This window comes from Pseudoroseomonas cervicalis ATCC 49957, assembly GCF_000164635.1.
Classification (GTDB): Bacteria; Pseudomonadota; Alphaproteobacteria; order Acetobacterales; family Acetobacteraceae; genus Pseudoroseomonas; species Pseudoroseomonas cervicalis.
In genome coordinates this window covers 1,665,470-1,689,343 of record NZ_GG770777.1, presented here as the reverse complement: position 1 = coordinate 1,689,343, position 23,874 = coordinate 1,665,470, and the positions used below count along the sequence as shown (strand labels likewise).

Below are 23,874 nucleotides of genomic sequence, written 5' to 3'. Positions count from 1 at the left end.
TCGGGCGCGGCGGCCTCGGCCAGGGCGGGCTCGGGCGCCGCCTCGGGCAGCAGCGGCTCGCGCAGCAGGCCGATGACATGGGCCAGCGTCTCGCGCATCGCGCCGCGCTTGACCACCATGTCGAGGATGCCGTGCTCCAGCAGGTATTCGGCGCGCTGGAAGCCCTCGGGCAGCTTCTCGCGCACCGTCTGCTCGATGACGCGGGCGCCGGCGAAGCCGATCAGCGCGCCGGGCTCGGCGATCTGGATGTCGCCCAGCATGGCGAAGCTGGCGGTGACGCCGCCGGTGGTCGGGTCGCACAGCACGACGATGAAGGGCAGGCCGGCCTCCTTCACCATCTGCGCGGCGATGACGGTGCGCGGCATCTGCATCAGGCTCAGCGCGCCTTCCTGCATGCGGGCGCCGCCCGAGGCGGTGAAGACGATCAGCGGCGCGTCCTGCAGCACGGCCAGCCGCGCGGCGGTGACCAGCGCCTCGCCCACGCCGGGGCTCATCGAGCCGGCCATGAAGCCGAACTCGAAGGCGGCGACGACGGCGCGGCGGCCCTCGATGGTGCCATGGGCGACGGCGACGGCGTCATCCATGCCGGATTTCGCCTGCGCCTCCTTCAGCCGGTCGGCGTAGCGGCGCTGGTCGCGGAAGCGCAGCGGGTCGGCGGGCGCCTTGGGCAGCTCGATGCGCTGGAAGCCGGCGTCGAGCGTGTATTCGATCCGCTTGGCGGCGGGGATGCGCATGTGGTGCCCGCAATGGGTGCAGACATGCTGCGCGCGCTCGAGGTCGCGGTGGAAGATCATCTGCTCGCAGGCGGGGCATTTGTGCCAGAGATTGTCCGGCACCTCCTTGCGGCCGAGCCATGTCTGGATCTTCGGCAGCGCCCATTCGCTGATCCAGTTCATGCGGACCCTTTCCCTGTTCCTGAAAGCCTGAGAAGCCGGCTGGTTAGGCCCGGCGCCCTGCCGAGGCAAGAGGAAAGGCGCCCCGCGCCCCGGCATGGATGGCCTGCGGGTGAAGTTCCCGCCACGCGGAAAACAGCGGCGCGAGCGGGCGTTGGCAGGGCCGGCGTGGCATGCTTGGCCCTGGCCGGCGCCAGCCTCTCCTTGCCGCCCCCGCCCCGCCTCGCGGGGTGGTGCCACCGAACCGGGATGCCCCGATGAACCTTGCCCTGCTGCTGCCGCCGCTGCTGCTGGTCGGCTCCAACATCGTCATGACCTGGGCCTGGTATGGCCATCTGAAGCAGCCTTCCTGGCCGCTCTGGATGGCGGTGCTGATCAGCTGGGGCATCGCCTTCTTCGAGTACTGCCTGGCGGTGCCGGCCAACCGCATCGGCTATGGCGCCTATACGGGCCAGCAGCTGAAGGTGATGCAGGAGGTGATCACGCTGATGGTGTTCGGCGGCTTCTCGGTGATGGTGCTGGGGGAGCCGCTGCGCTGGACCTATCTGGCCGCGATGGGCTGCCTGATCGCCGCCGTGGTGTTCATCTTCTTGCCTGTGGACTGAAGGCGGGGTCCGGGGTGGCCCTGCCACCCCGGCGGGGTCCAGGGGCGGCGCCCCTGGCCTGTCCTGTCAGTTCCCGCGCATCGCCGGCACCAGCAGCCCGACATTGTGCCGCACCATGGCCTCATAGGTCGGCGCCGGCCCGTCCGCGGCGGAGAGCGCATCGGCATAGAGCTTGCCACGCACCGTCACCCCCGCCTCCGCCGCCAGGCGGTTCAGCGTGGCCGGGTTGGCCATGTTCTCCAGGAAGAGGGCGGTGATGTTCTCCTGCTTCAGGGTGCGGATCAGCCGCGCCACCTGGGCGGCGGAGGGTTCGCTCTCGGTGCTGACCCCTTGGGGCGCCAGGAAGCGCACGCCATAGGCGGTGCCGAAATAGCCGAAGGCGTCGTGGCTGGTGACGACCTTGCGCCGCGCCTCGGGCACGGTGGCGATCTGCTCCCGCACCCAGGCGTCGAGCGCGCCGAGGCGCCCGGCATAGGCGGTGGCGGCGGCGCGGAAGGTCTCGGCGCGGGCGGGGTCGGCCTTGGCCAGGGCCTCGCCGATGGTGCGGGCGTAGATCTGGCCGTTGCGCAGGTCCTGCCAGGCATGCGGGTCCTCGCTGCCATGGCTGTGGCCATGCCCGTGGCTGTGCCCGTGGCCATGGCTGTGCCCGGCCTCCTCCATCCTGCGGGGGGTGACGCCCTCGGTCGCGGTGGCGACGGTGCCGGCATAGCCGGCGGAGCGGGCCAGCCGGTCCACCCAGGGGTCGAAGCCGAGGCCGTTGCGCACCAGCAGCTTCGCCTCGCGCAGCGCCTGGGCGTCGGAGGGGCGGGGCTGGAAGCTGTGCGCGTCCACATCGGGCCCGGCGATGCTGCGCACGGCCACGGCGTCGCCGCCGATCTGCCGCACCATGTCGCCCAGGATGGAGAAGGAGGCGACGACCGGCAGGGGCGCCCCCTGGGCGAGGGCGGCGCGGCCGAGGAAGGGGGAGGCGAGGGCGAGGCCCAGCAAGGCGCGGCGCTGCATGGCGGTCTCCAGGAACGTTATAGTGTTCCAGATGCGCCGCCATGGCCGTGAAAGCAAGCCCGCGCGGCGCCTTCTATCGGCGGCGGAACAGCCCGGCGATGCGCTGCCACAGCCCCGGCCCGGCCGGCGGCTGGCCGCGCCGGTGCGCCTGGTGCCGCCGCTGCTGCGAGGGCGGCGGCAGGGCGCTGGCCAGGGTATGCCGCCCGGCATCGCGCTGGGCGATCAGCCGCAGCTCCAGCGCCACCACCTGGGCCACCGCCTCCTCCGGCCGGCTCTCGGCCAGGTGGCGGGCGGTGGCGGCGGCATCCTCCCAGGCCTCGGCGCGGCGCAGCGCGTCGATCACCCGCACATTCTGCTCGGCATCCAGCGGCGGGCCGCCGCGCCACAGCGCCACCGCCTCCTGCCGCCAATGCGCGGCCAGGTCGGGGCGGTTCATGTCGTCGGCCACCCAGGCGGCGTGCAGCGTCGCCTCGGCGGCGGCGTGCAGCGCGCCGGTCTCCTCCAGCACATGCGCCCAGGCCAGGAAGCGGCGGGCCAGGGGCGGGTGGCTGGTGTCGGCGATCAGCGCGCGGAAGGGGGCGGCGGCCACGGCCTCGGCCGCCGCCGGATGGGCGCGGCCGATGTCGGGGGCGGCATAGGCGCAATGCGGGCATTGCTGCAGCCAGCGCGCCATGGTGCCGCGCAGCGGCTCGCCGGGGCGCAGGTCGAGATCGGGCGCCTGTTCGGGCGGGCCGGGGCGGAAGGGGGGCTGGCGGCTCTCGCCCCCGCAGACGGCGCAGCGCAGGCCGCCGGGGGCGCCGCCGGGCTTGGAACCGGCGGAGGGAGAGCCGGCAGGGGTGGAGGAGGTCGCCATCCCCCCAAGCTAGGCACGAAGCCGCCCGGCGCGAAGGGGCGGCGGCGCGCAAAAGCGGTCATCGCCGCGGCCGCGGTGTTGCGCGGCCGGTCCGGTCGCGCCAAAGATCGCGCCATGCCGCGCGGCGACCTCTTCCCCGATATCGCACCCTACGAGACCGGCCTGCTGCCGTTGTCCGGCGGGCATGTCATGTACTGGGAGCAGGTGGGCAATCCGCAGGGCCAGCCGGTGCTGTTCCTGCATGGCGGGCCGGGGGCCGGGGCGGGGGCGGTGCATCGCCGCTTCTTCGACCCCGCGCATTGGCGCATCATCATCTTCGACCAGCGCGGCTCCGGCCGCTCCCGCCCGCTGGGCGAGCTCGCCGGCAACACCACGCCGAACCTGGTGGCCGATATCGAGACGCTGCGCCGCTTCCTCGGCATCGAGGGCTGGCTGCTGTTCGGCGGCTCCTGGGGCTCGACGCTGGCGCTGGCCTATGCCCAGGCCCACCCCGAGCGGGTGCAGGGCTGCGTGCTGCGCGGCGTCTTCCTCGGCCGCGCGGCGGAGGTGGAGTGGTTCCTCTACGGCATGCGCCGCGTCTTCCCCGATGCCTGGGCGCAATTCGCCGAGCACATCCCCGAGGCCGAGCGCGGCGACCTGCTGACCGCCTATCTGGCGCGGCTGACCGACCCGGACCCGCAGGTGCATTTCGCCGCCGCCCGCGCCTGGAGCCAGTATGAGGGGCTGTGCAGCACGCTGATGCCGAGCCCGGAGACGGTGGCGAGCTTCGCGCAGGACCGCACGGCGCTGGGCCTCGCCCGGATCGAGGCGCACTACTTCGCCCACGACCTGTTCCTGCCGCCGGAGGGGCTGCTCGGCCACATGGCGCGCATCGCGCATCTGCCGGCGGAGATCGTGCAGGGCCGCTACGACATGGTCTGCCCGGCCGAGAGCGCCTTCGACCTGGCGGCCGCCTGGCCGAAGGCGCGGCTGACCGTGATCCCCGATGCCGGGCATTCGGCGCTGGAGCCGGGCGTGCGGGTGGCGCTGGTGGCGGCGGTGGAGCGCTTCCGCCGCCGCGGCTGAGGCGCGCCGCCACCGGGCCGGGCCCGGTTCCGTTGCGCGGCGAACTCCGCTATCCTGCGCGCGGCGTCTCCGTAGCTCAGCCGGATAGAGCACCAGATTCCTAATCTGGGGGCCGTGGGTTCGAATCCCGCCGGGGACATGCCTTTTCAAGTCTTTACCGAACTGCTCGTTTTCCGGTTTCCGGTAACCGGAAACTGGTTTCCGCCCCCTTTTTCGAAGGCCGAGAAGGTCTCTCCGCCGGGACTCGATTCCCAGGCCGTGATGGCGCCCGCTGCTACGTCGCCCCGACGTGGGATGTAGACGTCCAGGATCTTCATGGTCTGGTCGATGCTGTGCCCTGATACGGCCGCGATCTGGTTTGGCGTGGCGCCGGCCAGGGCCATCTGCACCATCCCCGTGCGGCGCAGGTCGCGGCGCTGAAGCGCCGGAATCAGGGGCAAGCCCTGCTCCGCCAGCTGCTTGTTGCGGCGCTGCAGGTGCGCGTCCCACGACCGGGCGAAATTGCGCTTGGGCCAGGGCAGGCCGGTGGGCGAGGGGACCAGGTGGTGCTGCTCGGGCGGCAAGGCCCTCAAGATTGCCGCCAGGCGCTGGTGGCAGGGCGTCCAGACCAGGGCGGAGGTCTTCCGCTGCCGTAGCCCGATCCACAGCCGCCCATCCGCCGGGTTTTCGTGGAGGTTCTCCCTCGTCAGCGCCATCACGTCCGAGAGGCGCTGCACCGTGTAGAGCAGGAGCGCCATGCCAGCCTGCAGGCTGGGGCGGGCACCGGTCAGGAATGCCTCGATCTGCTGCGGGGTCCAGACGGCCGTCCGGGGCTCCACCGCGATCAGGGGCACGTCATCGGTGGGCTTTGTCGCCGCCAGCCCGCGGCGCTTGGCGAATCCGAACAGGATGCGGAGCATGCGGATGAGGCTGTTGGCCTTGTGGCGATGGCCGGCGGCGGCCGTCCGGTCACGGATGGCATAGACCACCGCCGGCGTGATGTCGGACAGGAGGCTGCCATGCAGGTCGCGCAGCAGCTCCGTCATCTCGTAGGCATACTGCTGCCGGGTGGTGGCCCGCTTGTCGAGATACTCCGGCGAGGCCCGAAAGGCGGAAACCAGGGCCTCAAAGCTGCCCGGCTCCACGGCGGGAGGGGCAAGCGCTTCCTCGCGCATGTCGCGGAGGCGCTCAATCGCCACGGCGCGATCCGTCCCAAGGGCGGTGCCCGTGCGGCGGTCGAAGTAGTAGGTGCGAAAGCTTCCATCCGCGAGACGCTTGCGGATGGGCTTAAGTCCGGCGGGCACGTCCTCGGCCGGCGGCGGCTTGGCCGTCATGGCGGCTGGCAATCCTTCTGAGCAATTCGGCTTCCCGGCTGGCAGGGCCAGCGGGCTGTTGGTGACCGAGGTCTGCGGCATCGGGTGCTGGCGGGGGCTGCGGCGCGCCTCCATGCTCCTGGCCGAGCGCGTCGGCCCTGGCGTCCAGCAGCTTGCGGTCCCAGGTGAGGCGGCGCCCCGTTCGGCCGCGCCGCAGGGGACGTGGCCACATGCCGGCCTCGACCTCCGCGGCAAACAGATCCTGCCCGACGCCGACATAGGCAGCGGCCTCGCTGAGGCTGAGAAACCGCCTATCCATCGCCGCCCTCCGGTTCAGTGGGCGCCGCGGCGCTCGCCCAGTCCGCGGACACATCGCGGGCCGAGCCGAAGGAAATGGGGCGATCACCCGGCATCGTCGGCGCCTCCCTGGTCTGAGGCGATCCAGACGCTATTCCGCACCCGCCCCTGATAGCCGCATTCCCGACAGCCTGGGCCGCGATCTGGAGGAAGGGTCATCTCCGGCACCTCGGTGCAGCCGGTGCAGTGCTGCGTCCAGCGCAGCACCTCATGCAGGGCGTCGCGGCCGTCGTCGTCGGTCATGATGCAGTAGAGCCGTCGGCGATCCACCCGCCGCCCGGCCACTGCATCGGCCTCTGCCCAAGTCGCCTCACGCTCATGGTAGGTGATAACACCGGCATCGCTGACGCTGTGCCCCAGGCGGCGGATGACGCGGCTATTCGGCATCGTCGGCGCCTCCTGCAGGCTTCACATGCTCGCGCGGCTCGCCGTCCTGCGGAGCTGGCCAGTGCCGCGCTTTGTTGACCGCCAGCTTCTGCCGCATGGCGGCGACAACCTGGTCGTCGGTGATGCCGGCGCGGCGCTGGGCGTCCCACAGCAGGAACTGCAGGTCGGCCCATTCCTCCAGCGCGTGCGGCGCGGCGGCGGCCTCCAAGGCTTCCTTGGCCAGGTGCTTCAGCGGACCGAGCGGTCCGATGGCAGGCGGGCGGCCGAAGGTCGCATCCGACCACGCGGCATGCTCCGCGCGGATCGCGGCGCGGGCGGCGAGAGCTCCGGCTCCCATTACCGCGGCTGCGTCCTCCATCGCCCGGAAGCCCCCGGCCTCGGTGTTTGGGTAGAGCCAGGGATTCCGCAGGCGCAGCTCCACGGCGATGGCCTGCTGGCGCAACTCGGCGGGCGGCAGCGGGGAAGGGGCGCCGCTCACAGGCCACCCAGCAGAGCATGCAGCTCCGCCCCCTGCTCGAGCACGGCCGCCAGGTTCAGCAGGGCCAGCAGCACCAGCGCCACCACGCCCATCTCCGCGAGGTGCTTCATTCCTCTTCCTCTTCGTCGGGCTCAGGTTCCGGCGCCCGCGGGCCGGGCGCGGTGAACTCCGCTTCCTCGAGCCACATGGCGCGGGCCTTGCCTGCCAGGCGCTCGCGCAGCGCCGTCGCCGTGCCGCTGGTCGGCATGTCGAGGTCGGCGGCGATGTGGCGCAGCGTGTCGGCCGACAGCGTCGCAAGTAGCTCCGGCGTGTCCAGGAACGGCATGCTGCCGCGCGCATCCACCCAGCGGCCGACCCAGTGCGCGGCGCGGCCGCTGCCGGCGCGCGTCGGTCCCGTCACCGAGAGGATGCGGCACAGCGCCTCGGCCGCCAGGCGCCGCGTCACGCCGTGTTCGAGCTCGCGCTGCTGCGCCTGTTCGTCCAGCAGCTGAGCTGCGATGTCGCCGAACCGCACCAGCGGCTGATAGCGATCCGTTCCGCCCGGGCGGATCTGCACATTGTCGGCGCAGAGGGCCACCAGCAGCAGCTCCAGCCATTCGGCTTCGTCGCGCTGCTCCGCGTCCTGGCGCAGGGCAGCGTGCAGGCCATCGGTCTGCATCTGCGCCAGGATGTCGCGGCCGCGCTTCGTCAGCCGCTCACGCTGCGGCACCGGCGGCGTCTCGGCCTCCTCCGCCTCGGTCGAGGCCACTGCGCCAGGCTGACCGTCCTTCTTCTTGGGCGGTGCCGGCGGCAGGGCCAGGACCTCCACCACCTCGCCGATGTTCCAGCCGGACGGTGCGATGGCGCGGTAAGAGACGCAGCCTTTCGGCTTCTTGTCGCCATACAGCCGGATCCAGCCGCGCGGGATGGCGGGGCCCTGCTCCTTCCACGCGACAATCTCGATGCGGGGCTTCGGCTTCGCGGCGGCGAGCTTGGCGAGGGCCTGTTCCTGGGCGGCCATGAAGCCGCGCACGTCCGTGAAGAAGAACTGCTCCTTGCTCCCGGGCTCGGCGAAGAGGTCCTCCTCCACGGCGATGCCGGCCTCGGCCGGATCGAAGATGGCTCGGCTGCGCGGGATGCGGGCGGAGGCCAGCGCGGCGCTCAGATTGTGCCAAGCCAGCTGGCGCGCCTTCCCGCTGCCTTGCCACGCGCCAGGTGCCTTGAGCGCTGCGGCCTGCGCCTCCGGCGGCGCCGAGGCAACGCGGATCAGCACATGGTCGGCCGGCATGCCGCTCTTCTCGATCTCCGCCAACAGCGCGGGATGTAGGCGGCCGAGGCGGTCGAGCTGGCGTGCCTTGCGCTCCGCGATGCCGATGGCACCTGCGGCCTCCACCAGGCTGTAGCCGCGCTCCTGCAGCGACACGATGGCGCGCCACTGGTCGATCGGCTCCAGCGGCGCGCGGACGATGTTGGTGGCCGCCTGCACCGCCAGCTGCTCGGCCTCGCCGGACGGCCGCACCAGGATGGGCACCTGGGCGAGGCCAAGCTCCTGCGCCGCCTGCAGACGGCCATGGCCCTCGATCACGACCCAGCCGCCCTCGGCGCGCGGGCGCACCAGAAGCGGCTGCAGGATGCCCATGGCGGCGATGCTGTCGCGCAGCTGCCGGTCACGATCCGGCGCCCTGTGGCGGCGGAGGTTGTCGCCGGCGGCGGCGACCTCGCCGATCGGCGCCAGCAGCGCGCGCGGCGGTGCCATGTCCGCCTCGATGTCGACCTGGCGCGGCGTGGGGATGACGTCGCCCATCAGGCCCTCCCTGCGCTGGCGGCGCGCTGTTCGCGCAGAGCAAAGGCGAGGGCGGAAACCTCGCTGAGCTTCAGGCCCGTTTCGTCGGCCACCTCGCGCGGCGACATGCCGGCGGCTAGCAGATTGCGAGCATCCTCACGAGGATCATCAACAACCGGCGGCAGCGGCGGCGCGACGGATTCCGGTTGACGGATCGGCGTCTCCGGTTGACGAGCAGGCGACTCCGGCTGACGGGGCGCAGCTGTGGGCGGCTGGACCGCTTCCGGCGCGGGAGCCGCTTCCTGCTGCTGGATCGGCGCAGGGGCGGCGGCGCCACGCCGCTTGGCCATGGTCGCGCGCATGCGCTCGGCGGCGGCCTGGCGCTGCTGCGGCGTCCATGCGCGTCCGCGGCGGGTTTCGGGCGCGGCGGCTTCCGCAGCCGGCTGGGCGGGCTCAGCCACCGGTGCCGGCTCCGCGGCAGGCATGGGGGGGGGGCTCAACGGCCAGGACGGGGAGGGGGCTGTGCTTCCAGCGCTCCAGCGCGCGCACCGTGGAGGCGTGGTCGCGCCTGGGCCGCGCCGCTGCCGGCGGCGGGAAGGCGTCCGCGTGCATCAGCTCGACGGCCCTGGCGATCTTCGAAATGGCCTCCAGCAGGAGGCGGTTGGCCTCGCTGTTCATTGGAGGACCTCGCCGGGGCTGACCAGGCGCGCGAGATGCTCGCGCCCGGCGTGGGTGACGCTGACCAGCACACTACGGCGGTCCTTCGGGTCGGGGATGCGGCGCGCCAGGGACAGCTCCTCCAGCCGGTCCAGCGCGCGGGTGATGGCCGGCTTCGAGACGTTCAGCGCCGCCGCCAGGCCGCGCACGGTCCGCGGCTCGGGCTGGCGCGCGGCGTCGAGCAGGACGGCCAGCTGGCGCTGGGAGAGATCCGGCGCGTCGGAGCGGACGGCGCTCACGACGACGCGGTGCAGCGTGTCGAGGGTGATGTGGGTCATTCGGCCTCTCCCGCGTTCGCGGCGCTGACCGGCGCGGCGCCGCCCGCCGGGGGCATGGTGTCGGCCGGCAGCATCTCGGCCACGATGCTGCGCAGGCGGTCGCGGTCCTGCTCCAGCGCGACGAACTCGGCGGCGCGCTCGGCCGGGAGCATGCGGCACTGATGGTCCATGACCTCGCGCACGCGGATGTCGAAGGGGCGCATGGGGGCTCCGACAGGGTTGTGGGTGGCGCCCGCGCCGCGCCGGCCGGCCAGCAGATTGGCGGCGGTCTCGCAGGACGGGCGGGGGTGGGGGCGGGTGCTCACCGGCCGATCTTCAGCGGCCAGGTCAGGCGCTGCACCAGGATGTTGCGGTTGGCGGGCTCGGGGATACGCAACGCCTCCGGGTCCTCGGCGGCGCGGACGGCCTCGGCGTGGCGGCGCAGCTCGGCGAGGCGATGGCGGGCCAGGGCCTCGCTGCCGCGCGGGGCTGAGATCAGCGACAGCAGCACGCCGCCGATGCGGCCGCCCAGGCGGCGCAGCTCGGCCTGGTCCGGGCGCGGCTTGCGCAGCAGGGCGTTGGCGTAGCGGTTGACCTCGTCGATCCAGCCCGGCGGCAGGGCGGCCGGGTCGCGGTCGAGGGCGGCCTCGGCCGCCGTGGTCAGGCGCAGCAGGGCGTCACCCAACATGGCACGCACCCTGGCGGTAGGTGGCGAGCAGCTGGGCGACGCGGATCTCCTTGCCCGGGTGGCTGTCGGCCAGGTCCTCGGCGCTGGCGCGGGCGGCGTTCTCGGAGCGGTGCAACTCGGTGTCGAGCGGCAGGCTGCGCAGCACCACGAAACCCTGCTGGTCGTAGCGCGGCGGCACGTCGAGGGTCCGGCCGCGCAGCGCCAGCCGCAGCGCGGCCAGCATCAGCGTGTGGCCGGGCTGGGCGGCGGGGCCGGGCGTCTGGCGGGAGAGGTGGTCGAGCGCGGCTTCGGCGCTGCCGTCGATGTGGCCGCAGGGGTGGATGGTCGCCAGCCAGCCCCGGCTGGGGTCGATGATGGCGACGGCGGGCAGAGAGGCGGCGGTGGAGAGTGTCGCCTGGGTCATGCCGCGATCTCCTGGGCCGGCATCGCCTCCAGGCGGGTGGCCTCCACCAGCTGGCAGGCGGCAAAGGTCGCGCCGGGGAAAGCCTGGGCCGCCTGCAACGCCCAGCGGCGCGCGGAGGCAAGGTCGGACGCGCGGCAGGCGGGCGGGGGAAGGTCGCGGAACACGGCGAAGCTGCCCGGCGCTTCCAGGCTGCGATGCAGGTCCAGCCGCAGCCCGCGGCGGTGCAGGCTGTGCAGCTCCTGCATCGGCGGCGGGGCCGGGCGGCTCTCCGCCGCAAGCCGCTCGTCCAGCAGCACGGCATGGTGCAGCGCGGCCATGATGGCCACGCGCTGCGCCGTGTGCAGCCGGTCGCCGCGCAGGGCGGCCAGGGCCGCCACCTTGTTGCCGGTGATGTCGCCGCTGGCCTTGATGGTGGCCAGGATCTGGCCCTGCTGCGCGATCAGCAGGTCGCCATTGAGGGTGCCGATGCAGGCCGATCCCAGATCATTCGGGCTCGGCGTCGCGGCCGCGCGGGTGATGCGCGCTCCCATGGTGATGCCTCCAGCGCCGGGATGGCGCGGGGAGGATATTCGTAGAGGATTTCTCTACGAGCAAGTGGAAATGTTGAGAAAATCTCAACGCGCTGGTTGCGCGATCTCCAAGGAGCAGCCTGATTGATGGCGGCCGGGCTTTCCGGTGCGCCCTTCCTGCTTGTGCCTATATTCCTAGAGTGTAGGTTTTTTTGGCTCTTGATGTTCCTTAAATGTTCTGAAATGGTTCGCGTGGAGGTGCCGCGATGATCGGTGGAGTGCTGACTAGGTCTTTTCTGGCAAAGGGGCAGAAGCCGCCGAAGAAGCCCCCTGTGATCCCCGTTCGGCCGCCCGCAAACTCTCCACCAGGCTGTGAGGAAGACTAGCGATCTCACCGAGATAGACCCAATCGGCGTTCACTCGATGCCGCCGCCAGAGCTCGCGGATGAACTGGGGGTCGGGGTAGTGCTTGCCCTTTTCCCAGTGGCTGAGCTTGGTCGGATCGAGGTCGTGTAGGCGAGCAAACTCTCTGAGGCCAAAGCCAAGGGCTTCGCGCGCCTGCCGGAGCCGATCTCCCACGTCTCTTTTGTGGTGGGCGTCTGTCATGGGCAGGCAGTGTGTTGAATTTCTTGCCTCCTGGCTGTTGAGAGGATCGCAAGCTTCCGACTTGTCGGCCGTAGAGAATTTCTCTACAAATCCTTTATGGCCGACATCGATCTCAAATCGCGTCTTCGGGCTGGCGTTGAGGCTGCGGTCAAAGCGGCCGGCAGCAATGCGGCTTTGGCAGGCCACCTTGGTCTGAGCAGGACGGCTCCGCACAAATGGCGGCGCATTCCAGCCGAGCATGTCGCCGCCATTTCGCGCCTGACCGGCATCCCCTGCCATCAACTGCGCCCTGACGTGTTCGCCGAGCCCTTCGCCGATGGGCGGGCCGCATGACCGCGACTCGTCCCTCATTCCGCGACATTTCGCGGCTTGGGCTTGGCCCGAGGCTTGCGGCGGCGCCGGCCCGCGGGGGTCGGAAGCTCCTCCAGCAGCCAGCGCTCGATCGCCGCCGCGTCTCCCAACACTTCGCCCGTGTCGAAGACGTAAGCCTGCTTCATCCGGTCGACGCGGAAAGTGCGGCTGGCGCGGCTGTCGTGGCAGTAGGCCGAGAAGTTCTCGATCACCCGCTCGCCGGCCGGCGTGTAGCCGAAATTGAGCTGCGTCGGGGTAACCATCCGGATGGATTCCCGGCCCTCCCGGTCCGTGTAGCCGAAGCGTATCCGGTCGCCCTCCGGCGGCGGCCGGGTGAATTCAAGCGGCGGTTTTGGCGCCTGGGGCGCCGGTTGCCTCGGCGCTGGCGCGGCCGGATCGGCGCGCAGCTTGGCCTCCAGTCGGGTCAGCTTTTCTCCGAAGAGCTTCCCGATCAACGCCAGGACCAGCAGCAGCAGAACGCCGCCGATCAGAATGTTCTCGATCATGTGCTGTCCGGTTCCTCCATGGCCCGCAGGGGTGCGGCCATGGTGGAGGGCGCGGGCCGTTCCGGCAACGGCACGGTCCGCGCCCACGTAGCTTCCGCCGCCAGCCTGCCTCCCCCGGCGGCGGATCAGGGGGCGGCCCACACTATCGGCCGCCCCCTCCCCGAAATGCGAACGGCGCCGGGGTTCCAGCCCGGCGCCGCTCAGTCGGTACTCACGAGCAACAGCAACACTCTCCATGGCCAGAATCCTGTCATGGAGGGCACCCGCTGTGCCGGGTATTTCACCCAAAATTTCGGGCGTTTCGCCCGCGCTGCCGGGCGCGGCGCCCATGAGTGACGCCATCGCCGCCCCGGACATGATCCGCGAGATGGTGCAGGCGCACCGCCCCTCCGGCCTCGACCGTGCCTATGCCGCTGTGGCGCGCCTGTGCGGCATCTCGCCGCGCCGCGTCCGTGGCTACTGGCATGGCGAGGCCACCGATCCCCGCCAGAGCGAGAGCTGCCGCATCCGCGACGGCTACGCCGCCTGGATCACCGCCGAAACCCGCCGTCTCGACGCCCGCCGAGCCCTGCTCGAGGCGCGGCTCGACGCCCTGAGGACCTCGCATGATTCGATCCATTCTCCGGGCGCTGGCGCGGCCGCTGTTGCGGCCTGCCCGCCGGCCGATGGAGCTGTTCGCCATCTGGCGTGAGCGCCGCTGGTACGACCTTGCCGACTGGACGCTGTGGCGGGCCAAGGCTGCGCGCCGGGCGGCGCTGTGGTGGCGCGGCCAATGAGCCCGTGCCCGGCAGGATGCCATGCACCATGACCCCGCCGCCCTGTTCGACGATGCCGTCCGGCGGCTCGACCGGCGGCGCCATGGTGCCTGGCTGCGCGAGCGTTTCGGCGGCGTGGACGGCCAATGGCGCTGCCGCCAGCTCTTCGCGGTCATGCCGGTGCGCGGCGCCGGCCCGGGCTACTGGGACCCGCTGCCCTGGCGCGGCGCCAAGGATTCCGATTTCCGCCTGGTCATGGCCGTGCGCTGCGGTGCGCCGCCGGTGCCGGATGACGGCTTCTCTCGCTACCCGTGCCTTGTCGAGGTCGATCCTGTGAGCGGCCTGGCGACACCGGCCATGGAGCCGCGCCTGCTGGGCGCCCGCGCTCTGTGGGGCCCGGACATCATCGATCTCCTGGTGGTGGACCAGGCGCTCGAGAAGCAGCCGCGCCGCCTGACTGGCCTGGCGCCCGCCCTGGGCGGCGCGCTGGACCCCGACCACTGGTCGGATCGCACAGAGCAGCCGGTGCTGGTGGTGCGCAACGTCGCGCGCTGGCTGGCCCGCGCCCTCGATGGGGCATGCCTGCCGCTCGGCCCGGCCGAGGAACAGGCGCATTTCCTGCGCGGCCTCCGGGGCGGCGTGGTCACCGAGACAACGGAGCATGGCAAGCAGCTGCAGGCGCTGATGCGCCGCGAGGCCGCTCCGCTCCCTGAGCTGTATGTGGAGGCGGCATGAGCGGCCCGAATGTGGTCAAGCTGGACCAGGCGGTGCGGGAGGAGAAGCGCCGCCGCAAGCCGCCCGCGACCGAGGGTGGGCCCGAGCCGCAGGAGAAGGAGGAGGAGCCCACCGGCTTCGGCGCGGTGGTGCCGCTGGGCGTGATGTCCCGCCGCGGCGCGACGGCCTATGTCTTCCTGGACGCCGCCGGGCTGCAGCAGATTCTGGCCGCGCGGGATATGCACGCGGCGGCCTGCATCTCCTCCCTCTATGCCGGCGCCTCCGGCAAGGCATGGCTGGCCCGCCGCTGGCCGCACATGTCGCCGATCCGCGATTCGCTCGGCAAGATCGTCCGGGACGAAAAAGGCCTGCCCGTCATGCAGCGCAGCGGCGACTTCTCCGCGCGCATCGCGGGCGATGCCCTGATGGCCGCGTGCACGGCGGCCGGGCCGGTGGAACGTCGCGAGATGCGCCTGGATGGCGTCTGGCTCGGCCCGAGCCCCGACAGCCTCGTCATCCATTGCGGCGACCGCATCCTGGCCGATGGCGAGGTCTACCCGCCCGGCCACCAGCATGGCAGCGCCGTCTACCTGGCTGCTGCGCCGCGGCCACGCCCCACCCCCAAAGAGGCCACGAAGGAGCAGGTCGCCCAGCTCTGGAAGGACCTCAACCTCTGGGCCTTCTCCCATACCCAGCTGGATGCGGGGCCGGCCCTGCTGCTGGGCATGGTCGCCAATGGCATCCTGGCGGCGGCCTTGCCCTGGCGCCCGCACATGCTGCTGCGTGGCCCCTTCGGCTCTGGCAAGTCGGCGCTGATGCGCTGGATCGCGGCGGCCTGTGGCGGCAGCCTGCCCACCACCGACACCAGCGAGGCGGCGCTACGCCAGGTCTATGACAACCGCGCGGTGCTGATCCCAGTGGATGAGGCCGAGGCCAACACCGGCCACATCGCCCGCATCCTCGACCTCATGCGCGGCGCCAGCGGGCGGCAGGGCGCCGTCACCGCGCGCGGCAATGCCGAGGGCGAGGCGCGCACCTTCCGCGTCAACGGGTGCTTCCTGCTGGCGGCCATCACCCCGGTGGTCCTGGCCCCGGCGGATGCCTCCCGCATCACCCTGCTGCAGATGCGCCGCCCCGCCGCCCAGAATGAGGCTCGGGTGGAGGAGGCCATCAGCCGCGCGAAGGAGCTGTATCCGGCCCTGCTGCGCCGCCTGCAGAACCGTTTCGGCATCTACCTGCAGAACCGTGCGCTGCTGCGCGCCGCCGCCGTCGAGCGCCAGTCGACCGGCCGCGCCGCTGACCAGCTCGCCGCCCTGCTGGCCGGCTGGCAGGTGCTCGCCCATGACGAGCCGCTGACCCAGCAGGATGCCGGGCACATCCTGGAGGAGTTCCGCGAGTTCTACCTCACCGAGGAGGAGACGGCGGAGGAGGACACGCCGCAGCTGGTGCTGCAGCACTTCCTGGGCTCCCGAATCGAGCTGTCCCGCGATGGCCGGACCACCGACACCATCGCCGGCGCGCTCTCGGCCGCCTGGTCGAAGCGCGGCGACGCGGATTTCCGGAAGGAATGGGCCTCCAAGCTCGGCCGGAACCGGCTGAAACTGACCTATGGCCCCTTGCCCCCGCCTGGGTTATGGATTGGCAGCGGCCCCGCCACGGAACGCCTCTTCGCCGACACTAGGTGGAAGGATGGCGTCTGGCATCGCGCCCTTCGGGACCTCCAAGGTGTCGAAGTCGGCCCGACGATGCACTTCACCGATGGCGGTAAGAGCCGAGGGACGTGGCTGCCCCTGGAGTTGCTGGCTCTGAACAGCAGCGAGGGGGGCGAATGAACTGGCCCCGTGCCCCCACAGCGTTACCCCGTTACCCGGGGCGTTACCGCCAACCCATTGGAAACATTGGGCAGGTAACGAGGTAACGCGGTAACGGCCAATTCCCTATATGCGCGCTGATGCAAAGGCCGGTGCGCTTTCTCTCTCCTACACGAGCATACCCACCCTTTAGCGTTACCTCTGATACAATCCTTCTAATTCAATACCTTATAGGTAACAGAAGGAGGTAACAGGCGGGTAACGCGGGTAACGCGGGCCGCAACATGAGCATCGGGAACAACAGCAACATGCAAGCCCACCACTCGGCAGCTCGCGCCGTTGCGCGCTCGCTGCGGAAGCCTGCGGCGCGGGCTGTCCGGAAGGCGCTGGTCGAGGTGCCCAAGGATGAGGGTGCCGATGGCCCCGCCGCCCAGGCTCGCATGCCGGAGGAGGCGCGCATCGTGGCCTTCCCCGAGGAACTCGATTGGGTCGATCGGGTCACTGTTCTGCGGGTCAGGCGCAACCGCATCGAGTGCAGGCTGGACGCCCTCAACGTGCGCGGCCAGCTGGTCGACCGCCTTTGGCACGCGGGCATGCTGTTCAGGTTCTACTGGCTGCGCTCGGTCGCCATGCAGCGGGTCGTGGCGTCGCTGGGCAGCAGCGGCTTTGCCGCGTCCAGCGGCCTCCACGCCGTCGAGGCGCGCGAGCATTACCGCCAGCGGGTGAATGTGGCCCTGGAACACCTCCGGCAGCCTGGGGGCGAAGCTGCCTATGCACAGGCAAGCGCCGTGGAAGCTGTCGCCGGCCAGGATGAGAGCTGCGCTGGCCGGCTCTATGCCCTGCAAGGCGGCCTCGCGCGGCTGGCCGACCTCTGGATGGTCGCGGACGACTACTGCCGCAGCTAAGTGGTTGACTTCATCCAAAACGCCGCTAGGTTGTCAAAATCTGCAGCACGAGCGCCCGGAGCCTTACGGCCACCGGGCGTTTCTGTTTGCGCCGGCCAGGACAGAATGGCCGCCGGCGGCGTCCATCCTGCGGGGGCAATCGAAGCCATGATCGATCTGCACATCCGGACCGATCTGCCGCGTCTCGAAAAGGCCCTCCTCAGCCTCTCGCGGCAAATGCCATTCGTTGAGGCGCTGACCCTGACCACGGCGGCCAAAGGCGCGGCGGATGAGGTAAGGGAGGAGCTGCCCAGCATCTTCGACCAGCCGACCCCATTCACCCGGAACGGTGTCGCCATCCAGCCGGCGCGCCGCGGTGCGCCGATGGCCAGGGTCTACATCCGGCAGCGCCAGGCCGAGTATCTGGCGCCGCAGGAGACCGGCGGCGTCGTGCAGCCCAAGGCGGGCCGGCGTGCGCTGGTTGTCCCTGTCGAGATCCGGCGCAACCAGTATGGCAACATGGCGCGGAACGCGCTGAAGAACCTCAAGGGCAAGCCCGGGGTCTTCATCGGCACGGGGCCGGGTGGTGCTGGCGGCTTCTGGCGCCGCCGCGAGGATCAGCCGCCGGAGCTGCTGGCGGCGTTCAAAAGAGAGGCGACTTACAAGCCGGTGTTCGGCTTCAAGGCGCGGGTCATCAAGTCGGTGCGGTCGCGGCTCGGCCCCGCGCTCCAGCAAGCCATCGCTCGGGCCAGGGCCACCGCGAGGTAGGGCAGGCGGGGGCCGCGCATGAAGTCTGTCATCTTCCTCGACATAGATGGAGTTCTGGCGTTGAGGGTGCCGCCGCCAGTTTCGGTACCCTTCCGTCACAGCAGAGGGCGCTTCCCGGCCCAACCACCGATCCATTCATCCAGGCGGGTTCTGGTGCCGCATTGTATCGGTGCCCTCAATACGATTACCGCCGCCTCTGGCGCGGGCTTGGTGGTCTCGAGTAGCTGGCGCCTGCGTGGCGATGTCCGGCCGGTGCTTCGTAATGCCGGAGTGCGTGGGACCTTCCATGAGGATTGGCGAACCGATGATGCTGGCCCGAATAGGGGCGCCGAAATCTCGCGCTGGCTGGCAGGGCATGGGTATCCAACCTTCCTGGTAATCGACGATTGGCTGCCAGGGTTGGAAGGGCTGAGGGGAAACCTTCTCTTTGTCGACTGGCGCTGCGGCCTTCAGGCTGGCCAGGTGGATGCAGCCGTGGCCCGTCTGAGGGCCTGAGGCGGCGCAAGGAGAGGCAGGAAGGGGGCACCCCCCCCCTGTTGGGTCCTTCCTGAAGGGGGGGGTCCACCGCGAGTAATTCGCGGCCCGGGTTCACCCCGAATTTTAGAAGCAAAACAACGGCTTCTGTTGCTTTTCCTGTTTCCGTCCGGGGGGTGGCGATGCCGGTGGTGAACCTGCAGGAGATGGCGCGCCTCCTCGACGTCAGCCTGCCCACGATGCGCGACCTGACGGTGCGCTACCCGGACATGCCCATTCTGCAGCGCGGCGGCGCGGGCACGCCGTGGCAGTTCGATGCGGAGGAGGTCCGCGCCTTCATCTCCGCCAAGCGCGAGGATGAGGCGGAGGCGGAGCGGACGCGCAGTGCGGAGCTCGCGCAGCTCAGTCTCCTGGATGCCGGCCTCCGCGAGCCCAGCGAGCGGGAGCTCGGATCGAAGGATTTCGGGCAGGAGATCAAGAACGCCCGCGATCTCGACCGGCTGAAGAAGGAGCGATCCTTCCTGCTCGACAAGAGCCAGATCCGGTTCCTGCTGGACCGGACATGGCGCGAGCTGACGCAGGCCCTGGGCGCCATGCCGGTGCAGATGGGGCGAAGGCATAACCTGCCGGACGCCGTGGTGCGGGACATGCGCCGCTTCGTGCAGGACCAGCAGACAGTGCTGCGGGATCGCCTCGTGTCGCTGCTGTCTCCTGAGCTGCGCGAAGGCGACCAGGAAGAGGGCGCAGATGAAGAGGATCAGGCCCAGCCAGATACCCTATGCTGACCCCGCCCGGCTGCTGATCGAGACGTTCGATTCCCTGCTGCCGCCGCGCGCCATCGGCACAGCCGAATTCACGGCCGCTTCGCGCTGGGTGAAGTCGGCGGTGGGCGGCCATCTGGTCCGCTGGGACCATGGCGACGCGCCCTATCTGGTCGAGCCGATGGAGACCCTCGACCATCGCGAGCACGACACGGTTGCCATCGTCGGCCCTGGGGCCTGCGGCAAGACCATGGTGGCCGAGAACTGGCTGCTGAAGAGCATCGCCGAGGATCCGGCGGACCTGCTGTGGTACATGCAGACCGACCCGACCAAGGATGCCTACGTCAAGGGCCGGATCGAGCCGATGCTCGAGGCCCATGACAAGCTGATCGGGCATCTGCGCCACGGCCGGGACAGCGTGGAGTTCAAGCGGTTCCGCGCCATGCGGGCCGAATTCCTGGCCTTCACGGCGAGCAACCTCATCAACAAGCACGTCACGCGCATCGTGGCGGATGAGGTCGACGCCTACGACAAGTCCATGGGCGATCCGATGGCCTGGCTGGACCCGCGCCGCCAGGCGGCCGGTGCCGACTCCATGCTGCTGGCCATCTCGCACCCCGACCAGGGCCTGCCGCTGCACATGCCGGTGGACCGGCAGCGCGGCATCATGTCGCTCTACGCGCGCGGCGACCGCAGGACCTGGTGGTGGCCCTGCCCGCATTGCGGTGGCTACAGCAGCCCGAACCCGGGCACGCACACGCGCATGCTGCTCGACTATGACGACCGTGCGCCCCTGGACGAGATCGAGGCCATGGCGCGGCTGAAATGCCCGCACTGCCAGGGCAAGATCGAGGACCACGTCCGGCGGGACATGAACCGCGCGGCGCGCTGGGTCGGGCTGGGCGAGGAGATCGATGCAGACGGCCGGGTGACGGGTGAGCGCCACCTCAAGCGGATCGCGGCTTTCTGGATCCATGGGCTGATGTCGCCCTTCGTGATGGGCGGCATCGGCGGCATGGCGCGGGCGCGTGTCGAGGCCGAGCGGAAGGCCGAGGCGGATGCCGATGACACCGCGCTGCGCACCGTCATGGCCAAGACCTGGGGCGAGCCTCCGGCGCCGCTGCGGTCGCTGGGGACGCTGGACCCGGAGGTGCTGAAGGAGCGCGTCGAGCCGGCGCTGGCGCTGGGCGAGATCCCGCCAGGGGTCCGTTTCTTCACGGTGTCGGCCGACGCCCAGGGCAACCGCTTCGAGGTCCTCCGCCGCGGCTGGGGCGTCGACGGCGAATCCTGGGTCCTGGACTACGCGCGCCGCCCGGCCGAGCCGGCCACGAGCCCGGAGGACTGGCTGCAGCTCTTCACCGAGCTGACCCGGCCGCTGCCGCTCGCTGACGGCTCGGGGCGGGTGATGCAGCCGCGCTGCGTGATGTTCGACGCCTACGGCCTGCCCGGCACCACGGAGCGGGCCTATGAGGCGTGGATGCGCTGGCGGCAGAAGGGCCTGGCCCGGAAGCTGGGACGGATCGATGGGCGCGACGCCTGGAACATCCTGCCCAGCAAGGGCGAGCGCGGCGCCGACGGGCGGCTGGTGGTGAGTTACCCGGATGCCCGTTCCGATCGCCGCGCGGCGGCGCGCGGCCAGGTTCCGGTGGCCATCTTCAACTCAGACAGCGCGAAGAACGACCTGTCTGGCCACCTGCAGCGCATGATGCCGGGGCCGGGCTACGTCCATTTCCCGGCGGCGCTGCACCAGGGCTTCCCGGACTTCTTCGACCAGCTGACGGCCGAGGCGCGCAACCGCCTGGGCCGCTGGGAGAAGCGCAGCGACGGCGCCCGCAACGAGGTGCTGGACCTGATGGTGGGCTGTCATCTCGGCGCCCGCCTGCACGGCATGCGGCGTCTCAACTGGGAGCGCCCGCCGGCCTGGGCTGACGAATGGGACCGCAACAGCCTGGTCGGGCTGCCGGCGCCGCCAGAGCCGGAAGCGGCGCCGCCGCTGCCGGTGGTGCCAGACGCCGCCGGCTCGCCCGTGGCCGAGCAGCCGCGCCGGCCGCTGGCGGCCGCCGTGGTGGTGCAGCCCCGGCCGCGCGTCGCGGTGCAGGTCGAGAGCCGGGGGCGCCGATACGCATAGGAGAGGGGTGGCGATGGACCTGAGCGCGATCGACAACGACACCCTCACCCTGTGGCACAGCCAGGCTCTGCAGGCGATGCAGAGCCTGCTCACCGGCCGCCGCGAGGCGAGCCTCAGCCATGGCGGTCCGGACGGCTCCCGGGCCGTCTCCTACACCCAGGCTTCGCTGCCCGACCTGCGGGCCTGGATTGCCAGCCTGGCCAGCGAGCTGGGGCGGCGTGGCATGGCGCGGCCGCAGCGGCGGCGGGCGATCGGCATGAGGTTCTGATGGCCCAGATCATCGATCAGCACGGCAATCCGATCCCCGCGCGCGAGATCGCACGGGCCCGCTTTCGCGGGCGCGCCGGCGGCGGTGCGCAGGCGCTGGTCGGTCGCGGCGGTGTGCCGTTCGACGGCGCGGACTGGACCTCGTCCGAGATGGCGAGCTGGCGCCCGTGGCTGGGGTCGCCTGACGGCGAGGTCAACCCCTACCGCGACACCGTCGTGGCGCGCATCCGCGACCTGGTGCGCAACGATGGATGGGCCGCCGGCACCGTCACCCGCACGCTGGACGCGGTCATCGGCGCCGATTTCCGCCTAAGCTCCATCCCGGACTATCGGGCCCTGGCGCGGCGCTTCGGCGCCGCCTTCGACCCGGTGTGGGCGCGCGAGTTCTCGGATGCCTTCGAGCAGATCCATCGCGCCTGGGCGACGGACCCGGCCCGGTATTGCGACCTCGGCCGGCGGCATAGCTTCACCCAGATCTGCCGCCTTGCCTTCCGCCACTACCTGGTCGAGGGCGAGGCGGTGGCCAGCATCCCGTGGCGCCCGGACCGGGTCGGTTATGGCCGCGCGCGCTGGGCGACCACCGTCCAGACCATCGATCCCGACCGGCTCTCGAACCCGAACGGGGTCATGGACACCGAGACCCTGCGCGGCGGCGTCGAGCTGGACGGCGATGAGGTGCCGGTGGCCTACCATTTCCGCATGGCGCATCTCGGGGACTGGTTTGCCGCCGGCAAATCGGTGCAGTGGGAGCGGCTGCCGCGCGAGACGGAGTGGGGGCGGCCGATCGTCGTGCATCATTTCGACGCGGACCGCGCCGGGCAGCACCGGCCGGTCGGCGGCATCTTCACGCCGGTCCTGGCGCGGCTCCGCATGCTGGCGAAGTACGACCAGCTGGAGGTGCAGGCGGCGATCGTCAACGCGATCTTCGGGGCCTACATCGAAAGCCCCTACGATCCCGACGATATCCAGTCGGCGCTGAACAGCGACGAAGCGATGTCGGCCTACCAGCAGGAGCGGGCGAAGTTCCACGAGGACCGGCGCCTGATGGCCGGCGATGTCCGATTGGCCACGCTTTACCCGGGCGAGAAGATCAACACGATCAGCAGCAGCCGCCCGGCCAGCGCCTTCGACATGTTCGAGGCCGCGATGCTGCGCAATTTCGCGGCGGCAACCGGCAACTCGTATGAGGCGGTGTCCGGCGACTATCGCGGCAGCACCTACAGCTCCGCCCGCCAGGCGCTGCTTGAGGCCTGGCGCACGCTGGGCCGCCGGCGGCACGAGTTCGGCGCTGGCTTCTGCACGCCGATTGCGGGCGCGCTGCTGGAAGAGGCCATCGATCGCGGCGAGGTGCCGCTGCCCGCCGGGGCGCCGGACTTCGCCGAGGCCCGGGCCGAATATCTGCGGTGCCGCTGGATCGGCCCGGGGCGCGGCTGGATCGATCCGACCAAGGAGCCGGAGGGCAGCCGCATGAAGATGGCCTCCGGCCTCTCCACCCTGCAGCGCGAGGCCGCCGAGAATGACGGCCTGGATTGGGAGGAGAACCTGGACCAGCTGGCGCTGGAACAGGATGCGGCGCGGCGGCGCGGCCTCAACCTGGTGTTCGCCACGACCGGCGGGCAGCAGCAGGATCCCGGCGCAGCGCCGCCGGAACGGCAGGAGAGGGAGGGACCCCGTCCATGAGCCACCTCCTGCCGCGCCTGGCGCAGCGCATTTTCAACACGCCCCTGGCGCTGCACCCGCACAAGGCGGAGGTCGCGCTGGCGGCCCTGGCCGACCGTCTGGGCATCTCGACGATCCTCCGGGGCGGCGGGAAGCCTTCGGCGCTGGAGGATGCCGAGCTGGGGTTTTCCGCCCCGGCCCGCGCCACCCGGGCCGGCTATGACCTGGTGGCCGGCGTCGCCGTCATCCAGGTCGAGGGCATGCTGGTCCAGAAGACCGGCACGCTCCGGCCGTATTCGGGCATGACCGGCTATGACGGCATCCGCCAGAACCTGCTGACGGCGCTGGCCGACACGCAGGCCGAGGCCATCGTGCTGGACCTGAACAGCGGCGGCGGCGAGGTCAGCGGGTGCTTCGACCTGGCGGACACCATCACCCAGGCCCGCGGCATCAAGCCGATCTGGGGCATCTGCGGCGACTGCGCCTATTCGGCAGCCTATGCCCTGGCCAGCGCCTGCGACCGCGTCACGGTGCCCCGCACCGGCGGCGTCGGCAGCGTCGGCGTCATCACCATGATGGTCGATTACTCCAAGGCCATCACGGATGAGGGCCTCGCCGTCCATTTCGTGCACTACGGCGCGCGCAAGGCGGAGGAGACCCGCCAGATGTACACCGGCATCAAGCCGGAGCTGCTGCAGCGTGTGCAGCAGGATGTGACCATGATGGGCGACATCTTCGTCAACCTGGTCGCGCAGAACCGCAGGATGTCGGCCGACGCCGTGAAGGCGCAGGAGGCCGACTATTTCCTGGGAGAGCGCGGCGTCGCCGCGGGCCTGGCCGATGCCGTGATGGCGCCGGATGAGGCCTTCCGCGCGCTGCTGGCCGAGCTGGACGCGGCCTAGACCGTCCAGGCGCGGCGGGT

29 protein-coding genes and 1 tRNA gene are annotated in these 23,874 nt (G+C 71.0%); 14 read left to right on the top strand and 16 right to left on the bottom strand.

Annotated elements, in window-relative coordinates; translation table 11 throughout:
• The coding region (accD, locus tag HMPREF0731_RS07360) for an acetyl-CoA carboxylase, carboxyltransferase subunit beta (protein ID WP_007003433.1) at window positions 1-896 on the bottom strand (896 nt) is incomplete at its 3' end.
• A gap of 254 nt (window positions 897-1,150) precedes the next feature.
• On the opposite strand from accD, the gene HMPREF0731_RS07355 reads away from it, so the two are divergent.
• Window positions 1,151-1,498: a DMT family protein gene (locus HMPREF0731_RS07355; protein WP_007003432.1), complete on the top strand. Its 348-nt coding sequence runs from the start codon at window positions 1,151-1,153 to the stop codon at window positions 1,496-1,498.
• Between the two features lie 66 nt (window positions 1,499-1,564).
• Here HMPREF0731_RS07355 and HMPREF0731_RS07350 read toward each other — a convergent pair whose 3' ends face one another.
• Together HMPREF0731_RS07350 and HMPREF0731_RS07345 are read right to left on the bottom strand one after the other, a co-directional pair.
• Window positions 1,565-2,500: a metal ABC transporter solute-binding protein, Zn/Mn family gene (locus HMPREF0731_RS07350; protein WP_007003431.1), complete on the bottom strand. Its 936-nt coding sequence runs from the start codon at window positions 2,498-2,500 to the stop codon at window positions 1,565-1,567.
• Window positions 2,501-2,573: 73 nt separating this feature from the next.
• A complete protein-coding gene (locus HMPREF0731_RS07345) occupies window positions 2,574-3,353 on the bottom strand; it encodes a hypothetical protein (protein WP_040612023.1) in 780 nt (259 codons plus the stop codon).
• Window positions 3,354-3,467: 114 nt separating this feature from the next.
• Here HMPREF0731_RS07345 and pip point away from each other — a divergent pair, with 114 nt between their 5' ends.
• On the top strand, window positions 3,468-4,418 hold the full coding sequence (pip, locus tag HMPREF0731_RS07340) for a prolyl aminopeptidase (protein ID WP_007003430.1): 951 nt from the start codon (window positions 3,468-3,470) through the stop codon (window positions 4,416-4,418).
• Between the two features lie 65 nt (window positions 4,419-4,483).
• Window positions 4,484-4,557 (top strand) — tRNA-Arg (locus HMPREF0731_RS07335).
• Window positions 4,558-4,564: 7 nt separating this feature from the next.
• Here the strand turns inward: HMPREF0731_RS07335 and HMPREF0731_RS07330 are convergent.
• The 13 genes from HMPREF0731_RS07330 to HMPREF0731_RS07275 form a co-directional block, all read right to left on the bottom strand.
• Complete coding sequence (locus HMPREF0731_RS07330; RefSeq protein WP_007003429.1) at window positions 4,565-5,731, bottom strand: tyrosine-type recombinase/integrase; 1,167 nt, start codon at window positions 5,729-5,731, stop codon at window positions 4,565-4,567.
• A gap of 381 nt (window positions 5,732-6,112) precedes the next feature.
• The gene (locus HMPREF0731_RS07325; protein WP_007003428.1) at window positions 6,113-6,454 is read right to left on the bottom strand and encodes a hypothetical protein; all 342 of its coding nucleotides are present in this window, start codon (window positions 6,452-6,454) and stop codon (window positions 6,113-6,115) included.
• Window positions 6,444-6,875 (bottom strand): dATP/dGTP pyrophosphohydrolase domain-containing protein, encoded by a 432-nt coding sequence (locus HMPREF0731_RS07320; protein WP_245538261.1) that lies wholly within the window; start codon window positions 6,873-6,875, stop codon window positions 6,444-6,446. The genes HMPREF0731_RS07325 and HMPREF0731_RS07320 overlap by 11 nt, the downstream gene beginning before the upstream one ends.
• A 163-nt stretch (window positions 6,876-7,038) precedes the next feature.
• Window positions 7,039-8,715, bottom strand: coding sequence for a ParB N-terminal domain-containing protein (locus HMPREF0731_RS07315; RefSeq protein WP_007003426.1), 1,677 nt, complete (start codon window positions 8,713-8,715; stop codon window positions 7,039-7,041).
• A complete protein-coding gene (locus HMPREF0731_RS24125; RefSeq protein ID WP_007003425.1) occupies window positions 8,715-9,155 on the bottom strand; it encodes a hypothetical protein in 441 nt (146 codons plus the stop codon). Before HMPREF0731_RS24125 ends, HMPREF0731_RS07315 begins: the two co-directional genes overlap by 1 nt.
• Window positions 9,148-9,372, bottom strand: coding sequence for a hypothetical protein (locus HMPREF0731_RS07310; protein WP_007003424.1), 225 nt, complete (start codon window positions 9,370-9,372; stop codon window positions 9,148-9,150). Before HMPREF0731_RS07310 ends, HMPREF0731_RS24125 begins: the two co-directional genes overlap by 8 nt.
• Window positions 9,369-9,689, bottom strand: a complete 321-nt coding sequence (locus tag HMPREF0731_RS07305; RefSeq protein WP_007003423.1) for a MarR family transcriptional regulator — start codon at window positions 9,687-9,689, stop codon at window positions 9,369-9,371. The genes HMPREF0731_RS07310 and HMPREF0731_RS07305 overlap by 4 nt, the downstream gene beginning before the upstream one ends.
• Entirely contained in the window at window positions 9,686-9,994 is a 309-nt protein-coding gene (locus HMPREF0731_RS07300) for a hypothetical protein (RefSeq protein WP_040612021.1), read from the bottom strand. Before HMPREF0731_RS07300 ends, HMPREF0731_RS07305 begins: the two co-directional genes overlap by 4 nt.
• On the bottom strand, window positions 9,991-10,356 hold the full coding sequence (locus HMPREF0731_RS07295) for a hypothetical protein (protein ID WP_007003421.1): 366 nt from the start codon (window positions 10,354-10,356) through the stop codon (window positions 9,991-9,993). Before HMPREF0731_RS07295 ends, HMPREF0731_RS07300 begins: the two co-directional genes overlap by 4 nt.
• Entirely contained in the window at window positions 10,346-10,759 is a 414-nt protein-coding gene (locus HMPREF0731_RS07290) for a hypothetical protein (protein WP_007003420.1), read from the bottom strand. The genes HMPREF0731_RS07295 and HMPREF0731_RS07290 overlap by 11 nt, the downstream gene beginning before the upstream one ends.
• Window positions 10,756-11,289 carry a hypothetical protein gene (locus tag HMPREF0731_RS07285; RefSeq protein ID WP_007003419.1) on the bottom strand — a complete coding sequence of 178 codons (534 nt, stop codon included), beginning with the start codon at window positions 11,287-11,289 and terminating at the stop codon, window positions 10,756-10,758. Before HMPREF0731_RS07285 ends, HMPREF0731_RS07290 begins: the two co-directional genes overlap by 4 nt.
• A 264-nt stretch (window positions 11,290-11,553) precedes the next feature.
• Complete coding sequence (locus HMPREF0731_RS26540; RefSeq protein WP_245538260.1) at window positions 11,554-12,225, bottom strand: helix-turn-helix domain-containing protein; 672 nt, start codon at window positions 12,223-12,225, stop codon at window positions 11,554-11,556.
• Complete coding sequence (locus HMPREF0731_RS07275; RefSeq protein WP_007003416.1) at window positions 12,222-12,731, bottom strand: hypothetical protein; 510 nt, start codon at window positions 12,729-12,731, stop codon at window positions 12,222-12,224. Before HMPREF0731_RS07275 ends, HMPREF0731_RS26540 begins: the two co-directional genes overlap by 4 nt.
• Before the next feature lie 235 nt (window positions 12,732-12,966).
• Between HMPREF0731_RS07275 and HMPREF0731_RS07270 the strand changes: the two genes are divergently transcribed.
• The 11 genes from HMPREF0731_RS07270 to HMPREF0731_RS07225 all read left to right on the top strand — a co-directional run bounded on the left by HMPREF0731_RS07270 (window position 12,967) and on the right by HMPREF0731_RS07225 (window position 23,854).
• Complete coding sequence (locus tag HMPREF0731_RS07270; RefSeq protein ID WP_169312263.1) at window positions 12,967-13,422, top strand: hypothetical protein; 456 nt, start codon at window positions 12,967-12,969, stop codon at window positions 13,420-13,422.
• A gap of 106 nt (window positions 13,423-13,528) precedes the next feature.
• Window positions 13,529-14,221 (top strand): hypothetical protein, encoded by a 693-nt coding sequence (locus tag HMPREF0731_RS07265; RefSeq protein WP_007003414.1) that lies wholly within the window; start codon window positions 13,529-13,531, stop codon window positions 14,219-14,221.
• Entirely contained in the window at window positions 14,218-16,032 is a 1,815-nt protein-coding gene (locus tag HMPREF0731_RS07260) for a hypothetical protein (RefSeq protein ID WP_007003413.1), read from the top strand. The genes HMPREF0731_RS07265 and HMPREF0731_RS07260 overlap by 4 nt, the downstream gene beginning before the upstream one ends.
• A 263-nt stretch (window positions 16,033-16,295) precedes the next feature.
• Window positions 16,296-16,916 (top strand): hypothetical protein, encoded by a 621-nt coding sequence (locus tag HMPREF0731_RS07255; RefSeq protein ID WP_007003412.1) that lies wholly within the window; start codon window positions 16,296-16,298, stop codon window positions 16,914-16,916.
• A gap of 147 nt (window positions 16,917-17,063) precedes the next feature.
• Window positions 17,064-17,663, top strand: a complete 600-nt coding sequence (locus tag HMPREF0731_RS07250) for a hypothetical protein (protein WP_157135952.1) — start codon at window positions 17,064-17,066, stop codon at window positions 17,661-17,663.
• An 18-nt stretch (window positions 17,664-17,681) separates the two neighbouring features.
• Entirely contained in the window at window positions 17,682-18,158 is a 477-nt protein-coding gene (locus HMPREF0731_RS26475) for an HAD domain-containing protein (protein ID WP_169312262.1), read from the top strand.
• A 170-nt stretch (window positions 18,159-18,328) separates the two neighbouring features.
• Window positions 18,329-18,922 (top strand): terminase small subunit, encoded by a 594-nt coding sequence (locus tag HMPREF0731_RS23085; RefSeq protein WP_157135951.1) that lies wholly within the window; start codon window positions 18,329-18,331, stop codon window positions 18,920-18,922.
• Window positions 18,885-21,026, top strand: coding sequence for a terminase gpA endonuclease subunit (locus HMPREF0731_RS07240; RefSeq protein ID WP_007003409.1), 2,142 nt, complete (start codon window positions 18,885-18,887; stop codon window positions 21,024-21,026). Before HMPREF0731_RS23085 ends, HMPREF0731_RS07240 begins: the two co-directional genes overlap by 38 nt.
• A 13-nt stretch (window positions 21,027-21,039) precedes the next feature.
• The gene (gene gpW, locus HMPREF0731_RS07235; protein ID WP_007003408.1) at window positions 21,040-21,294 is read left to right on the top strand and encodes a gpW family head-tail joining protein; all 255 of its coding nucleotides are present in this window, start codon (window positions 21,040-21,042) and stop codon (window positions 21,292-21,294) included.
• On the top strand, window positions 21,294-22,973 hold the full coding sequence (locus tag HMPREF0731_RS07230; RefSeq protein ID WP_007003407.1) for a phage portal protein: 1,680 nt from the start codon (window positions 21,294-21,296) through the stop codon (window positions 22,971-22,973). The genes gpW and HMPREF0731_RS07230 overlap by 1 nt, the downstream gene beginning before the upstream one ends.
• Entirely contained in the window at window positions 22,970-23,854 is an 885-nt protein-coding gene (locus HMPREF0731_RS07225) for a S49 family peptidase (RefSeq protein ID WP_007003406.1), read from the top strand. The genes HMPREF0731_RS07230 and HMPREF0731_RS07225 overlap by 4 nt, the downstream gene beginning before the upstream one ends.
• Window positions 23,855-23,874 lie beyond the last annotated feature (20 nt).

What these genes read in the sequence shown, in the direction of transcription:
- HMPREF0731_RS07295 (WP_007003421.1), bottom strand. Translation starts at nt 10,356, where the DNA reads ATGTTGGGTGACGCCCTGCTGCGCCTGACCACGGCGGCCGAGGCCGCC.
- HMPREF0731_RS07225 (WP_007003406.1), top strand. Translation starts at nt 22,970, where the DNA reads ATGAGCCACCTCCTGCCGCGCCTGGCGCAGCGCATTTTCAACACGCCC.
- HMPREF0731_RS07275 (WP_007003416.1), bottom strand. Translation starts at nt 12,731, where the DNA reads ATGATCGAGAACATTCTGATCGGCGGCGTTCTGCTGCTGCTGGTCCTG.
- HMPREF0731_RS07230 (WP_007003407.1), top strand. Translation starts at nt 21,294, where the DNA reads ATGGCCCAGATCATCGATCAGCACGGCAATCCGATCCCCGCGCGCGAG.
- pip (WP_007003430.1), top strand. Translation starts at nt 3,468, where the DNA reads ATGCCGCGCGGCGACCTCTTCCCCGATATCGCACCCTACGAGACCGGC.
- HMPREF0731_RS07250 (WP_157135952.1), top strand. Translation starts at nt 17,064, where the DNA reads ATGATCGATCTGCACATCCGGACCGATCTGCCGCGTCTCGAAAAGGCC.
- HMPREF0731_RS07330 (WP_007003429.1), bottom strand. Translation starts at nt 5,731, where the DNA reads ATGACGGCCAAGCCGCCGCCGGCCGAGGACGTGCCCGCCGGACTTAAG.
- HMPREF0731_RS26540 (WP_245538260.1), bottom strand. Translation starts at nt 12,225, where the DNA reads ATGAGGGACGAGTCGCGGTCATGCGGCCCGCCCATCGGCGAAGGGCTC.
- HMPREF0731_RS07355 (WP_007003432.1), top strand. Translation starts at nt 1,151, where the DNA reads ATGAACCTTGCCCTGCTGCTGCCGCCGCTGCTGCTGGTCGGCTCCAAC.
- HMPREF0731_RS07345 (WP_040612023.1), bottom strand. Translation starts at nt 3,353, where the DNA reads ATGGCGACCTCCTCCACCCCTGCCGGCTCTCCCTCCGCCGGTTCCAAG.
- HMPREF0731_RS07325 (WP_007003428.1), bottom strand. Translation starts at nt 6,454, where the DNA reads ATGCCGAATAGCCGCGTCATCCGCCGCCTGGGGCACAGCGTCAGCGAT.
- HMPREF0731_RS07260 (WP_007003413.1), top strand. Translation starts at nt 14,218, where the DNA reads ATGAGCGGCCCGAATGTGGTCAAGCTGGACCAGGCGGTGCGGGAGGAG.
- HMPREF0731_RS07265 (WP_007003414.1), top strand. Translation starts at nt 13,529, where the DNA reads ATGCACCATGACCCCGCCGCCCTGTTCGACGATGCCGTCCGGCGGCTC.
- HMPREF0731_RS07255 (WP_007003412.1), top strand. Translation starts at nt 16,296, where the DNA reads ATGAGCATCGGGAACAACAGCAACATGCAAGCCCACCACTCGGCAGCT.
- HMPREF0731_RS07315 (WP_007003426.1), bottom strand. Translation starts at nt 8,715, where the DNA reads ATGGGCGACGTCATCCCCACGCCGCGCCAGGTCGACATCGAGGCGGAC.
- HMPREF0731_RS26475 (WP_169312262.1), top strand. Translation starts at nt 17,682, where the DNA reads ATGAAGTCTGTCATCTTCCTCGACATAGATGGAGTTCTGGCGTTGAGG.
- HMPREF0731_RS07240 (WP_007003409.1), top strand. Translation starts at nt 18,885, where the DNA reads ATGAAGAGGATCAGGCCCAGCCAGATACCCTATGCTGACCCCGCCCGG.
- HMPREF0731_RS07305 (WP_007003423.1), bottom strand. Translation starts at nt 9,689, where the DNA reads ATGACCCACATCACCCTCGACACGCTGCACCGCGTCGTCGTGAGCGCC.
- HMPREF0731_RS07285 (WP_007003419.1), bottom strand. Translation starts at nt 11,289, where the DNA reads ATGGGAGCGCGCATCACCCGCGCGGCCGCGACGCCGAGCCCGAATGAT.
- HMPREF0731_RS07290 (WP_007003420.1), bottom strand. Translation starts at nt 10,759, where the DNA reads ATGACCCAGGCGACACTCTCCACCGCCGCCTCTCTGCCCGCCGTCGCC.
- HMPREF0731_RS07270 (WP_169312263.1), top strand. Translation starts at nt 12,967, where the DNA reads ATGGCCAGAATCCTGTCATGGAGGGCACCCGCTGTGCCGGGTATTTCA.
- gpW (WP_007003408.1), top strand. Translation starts at nt 21,040, where the DNA reads ATGGACCTGAGCGCGATCGACAACGACACCCTCACCCTGTGGCACAGC.
- HMPREF0731_RS07350 (WP_007003431.1), bottom strand. Translation starts at nt 2,500, where the DNA reads ATGCAGCGCCGCGCCTTGCTGGGCCTCGCCCTCGCCTCCCCCTTCCTC.
- HMPREF0731_RS07310 (WP_007003424.1), bottom strand. Translation starts at nt 9,372, where the DNA reads ATGAACAGCGAGGCCAACCGCCTCCTGCTGGAGGCCATTTCGAAGATC.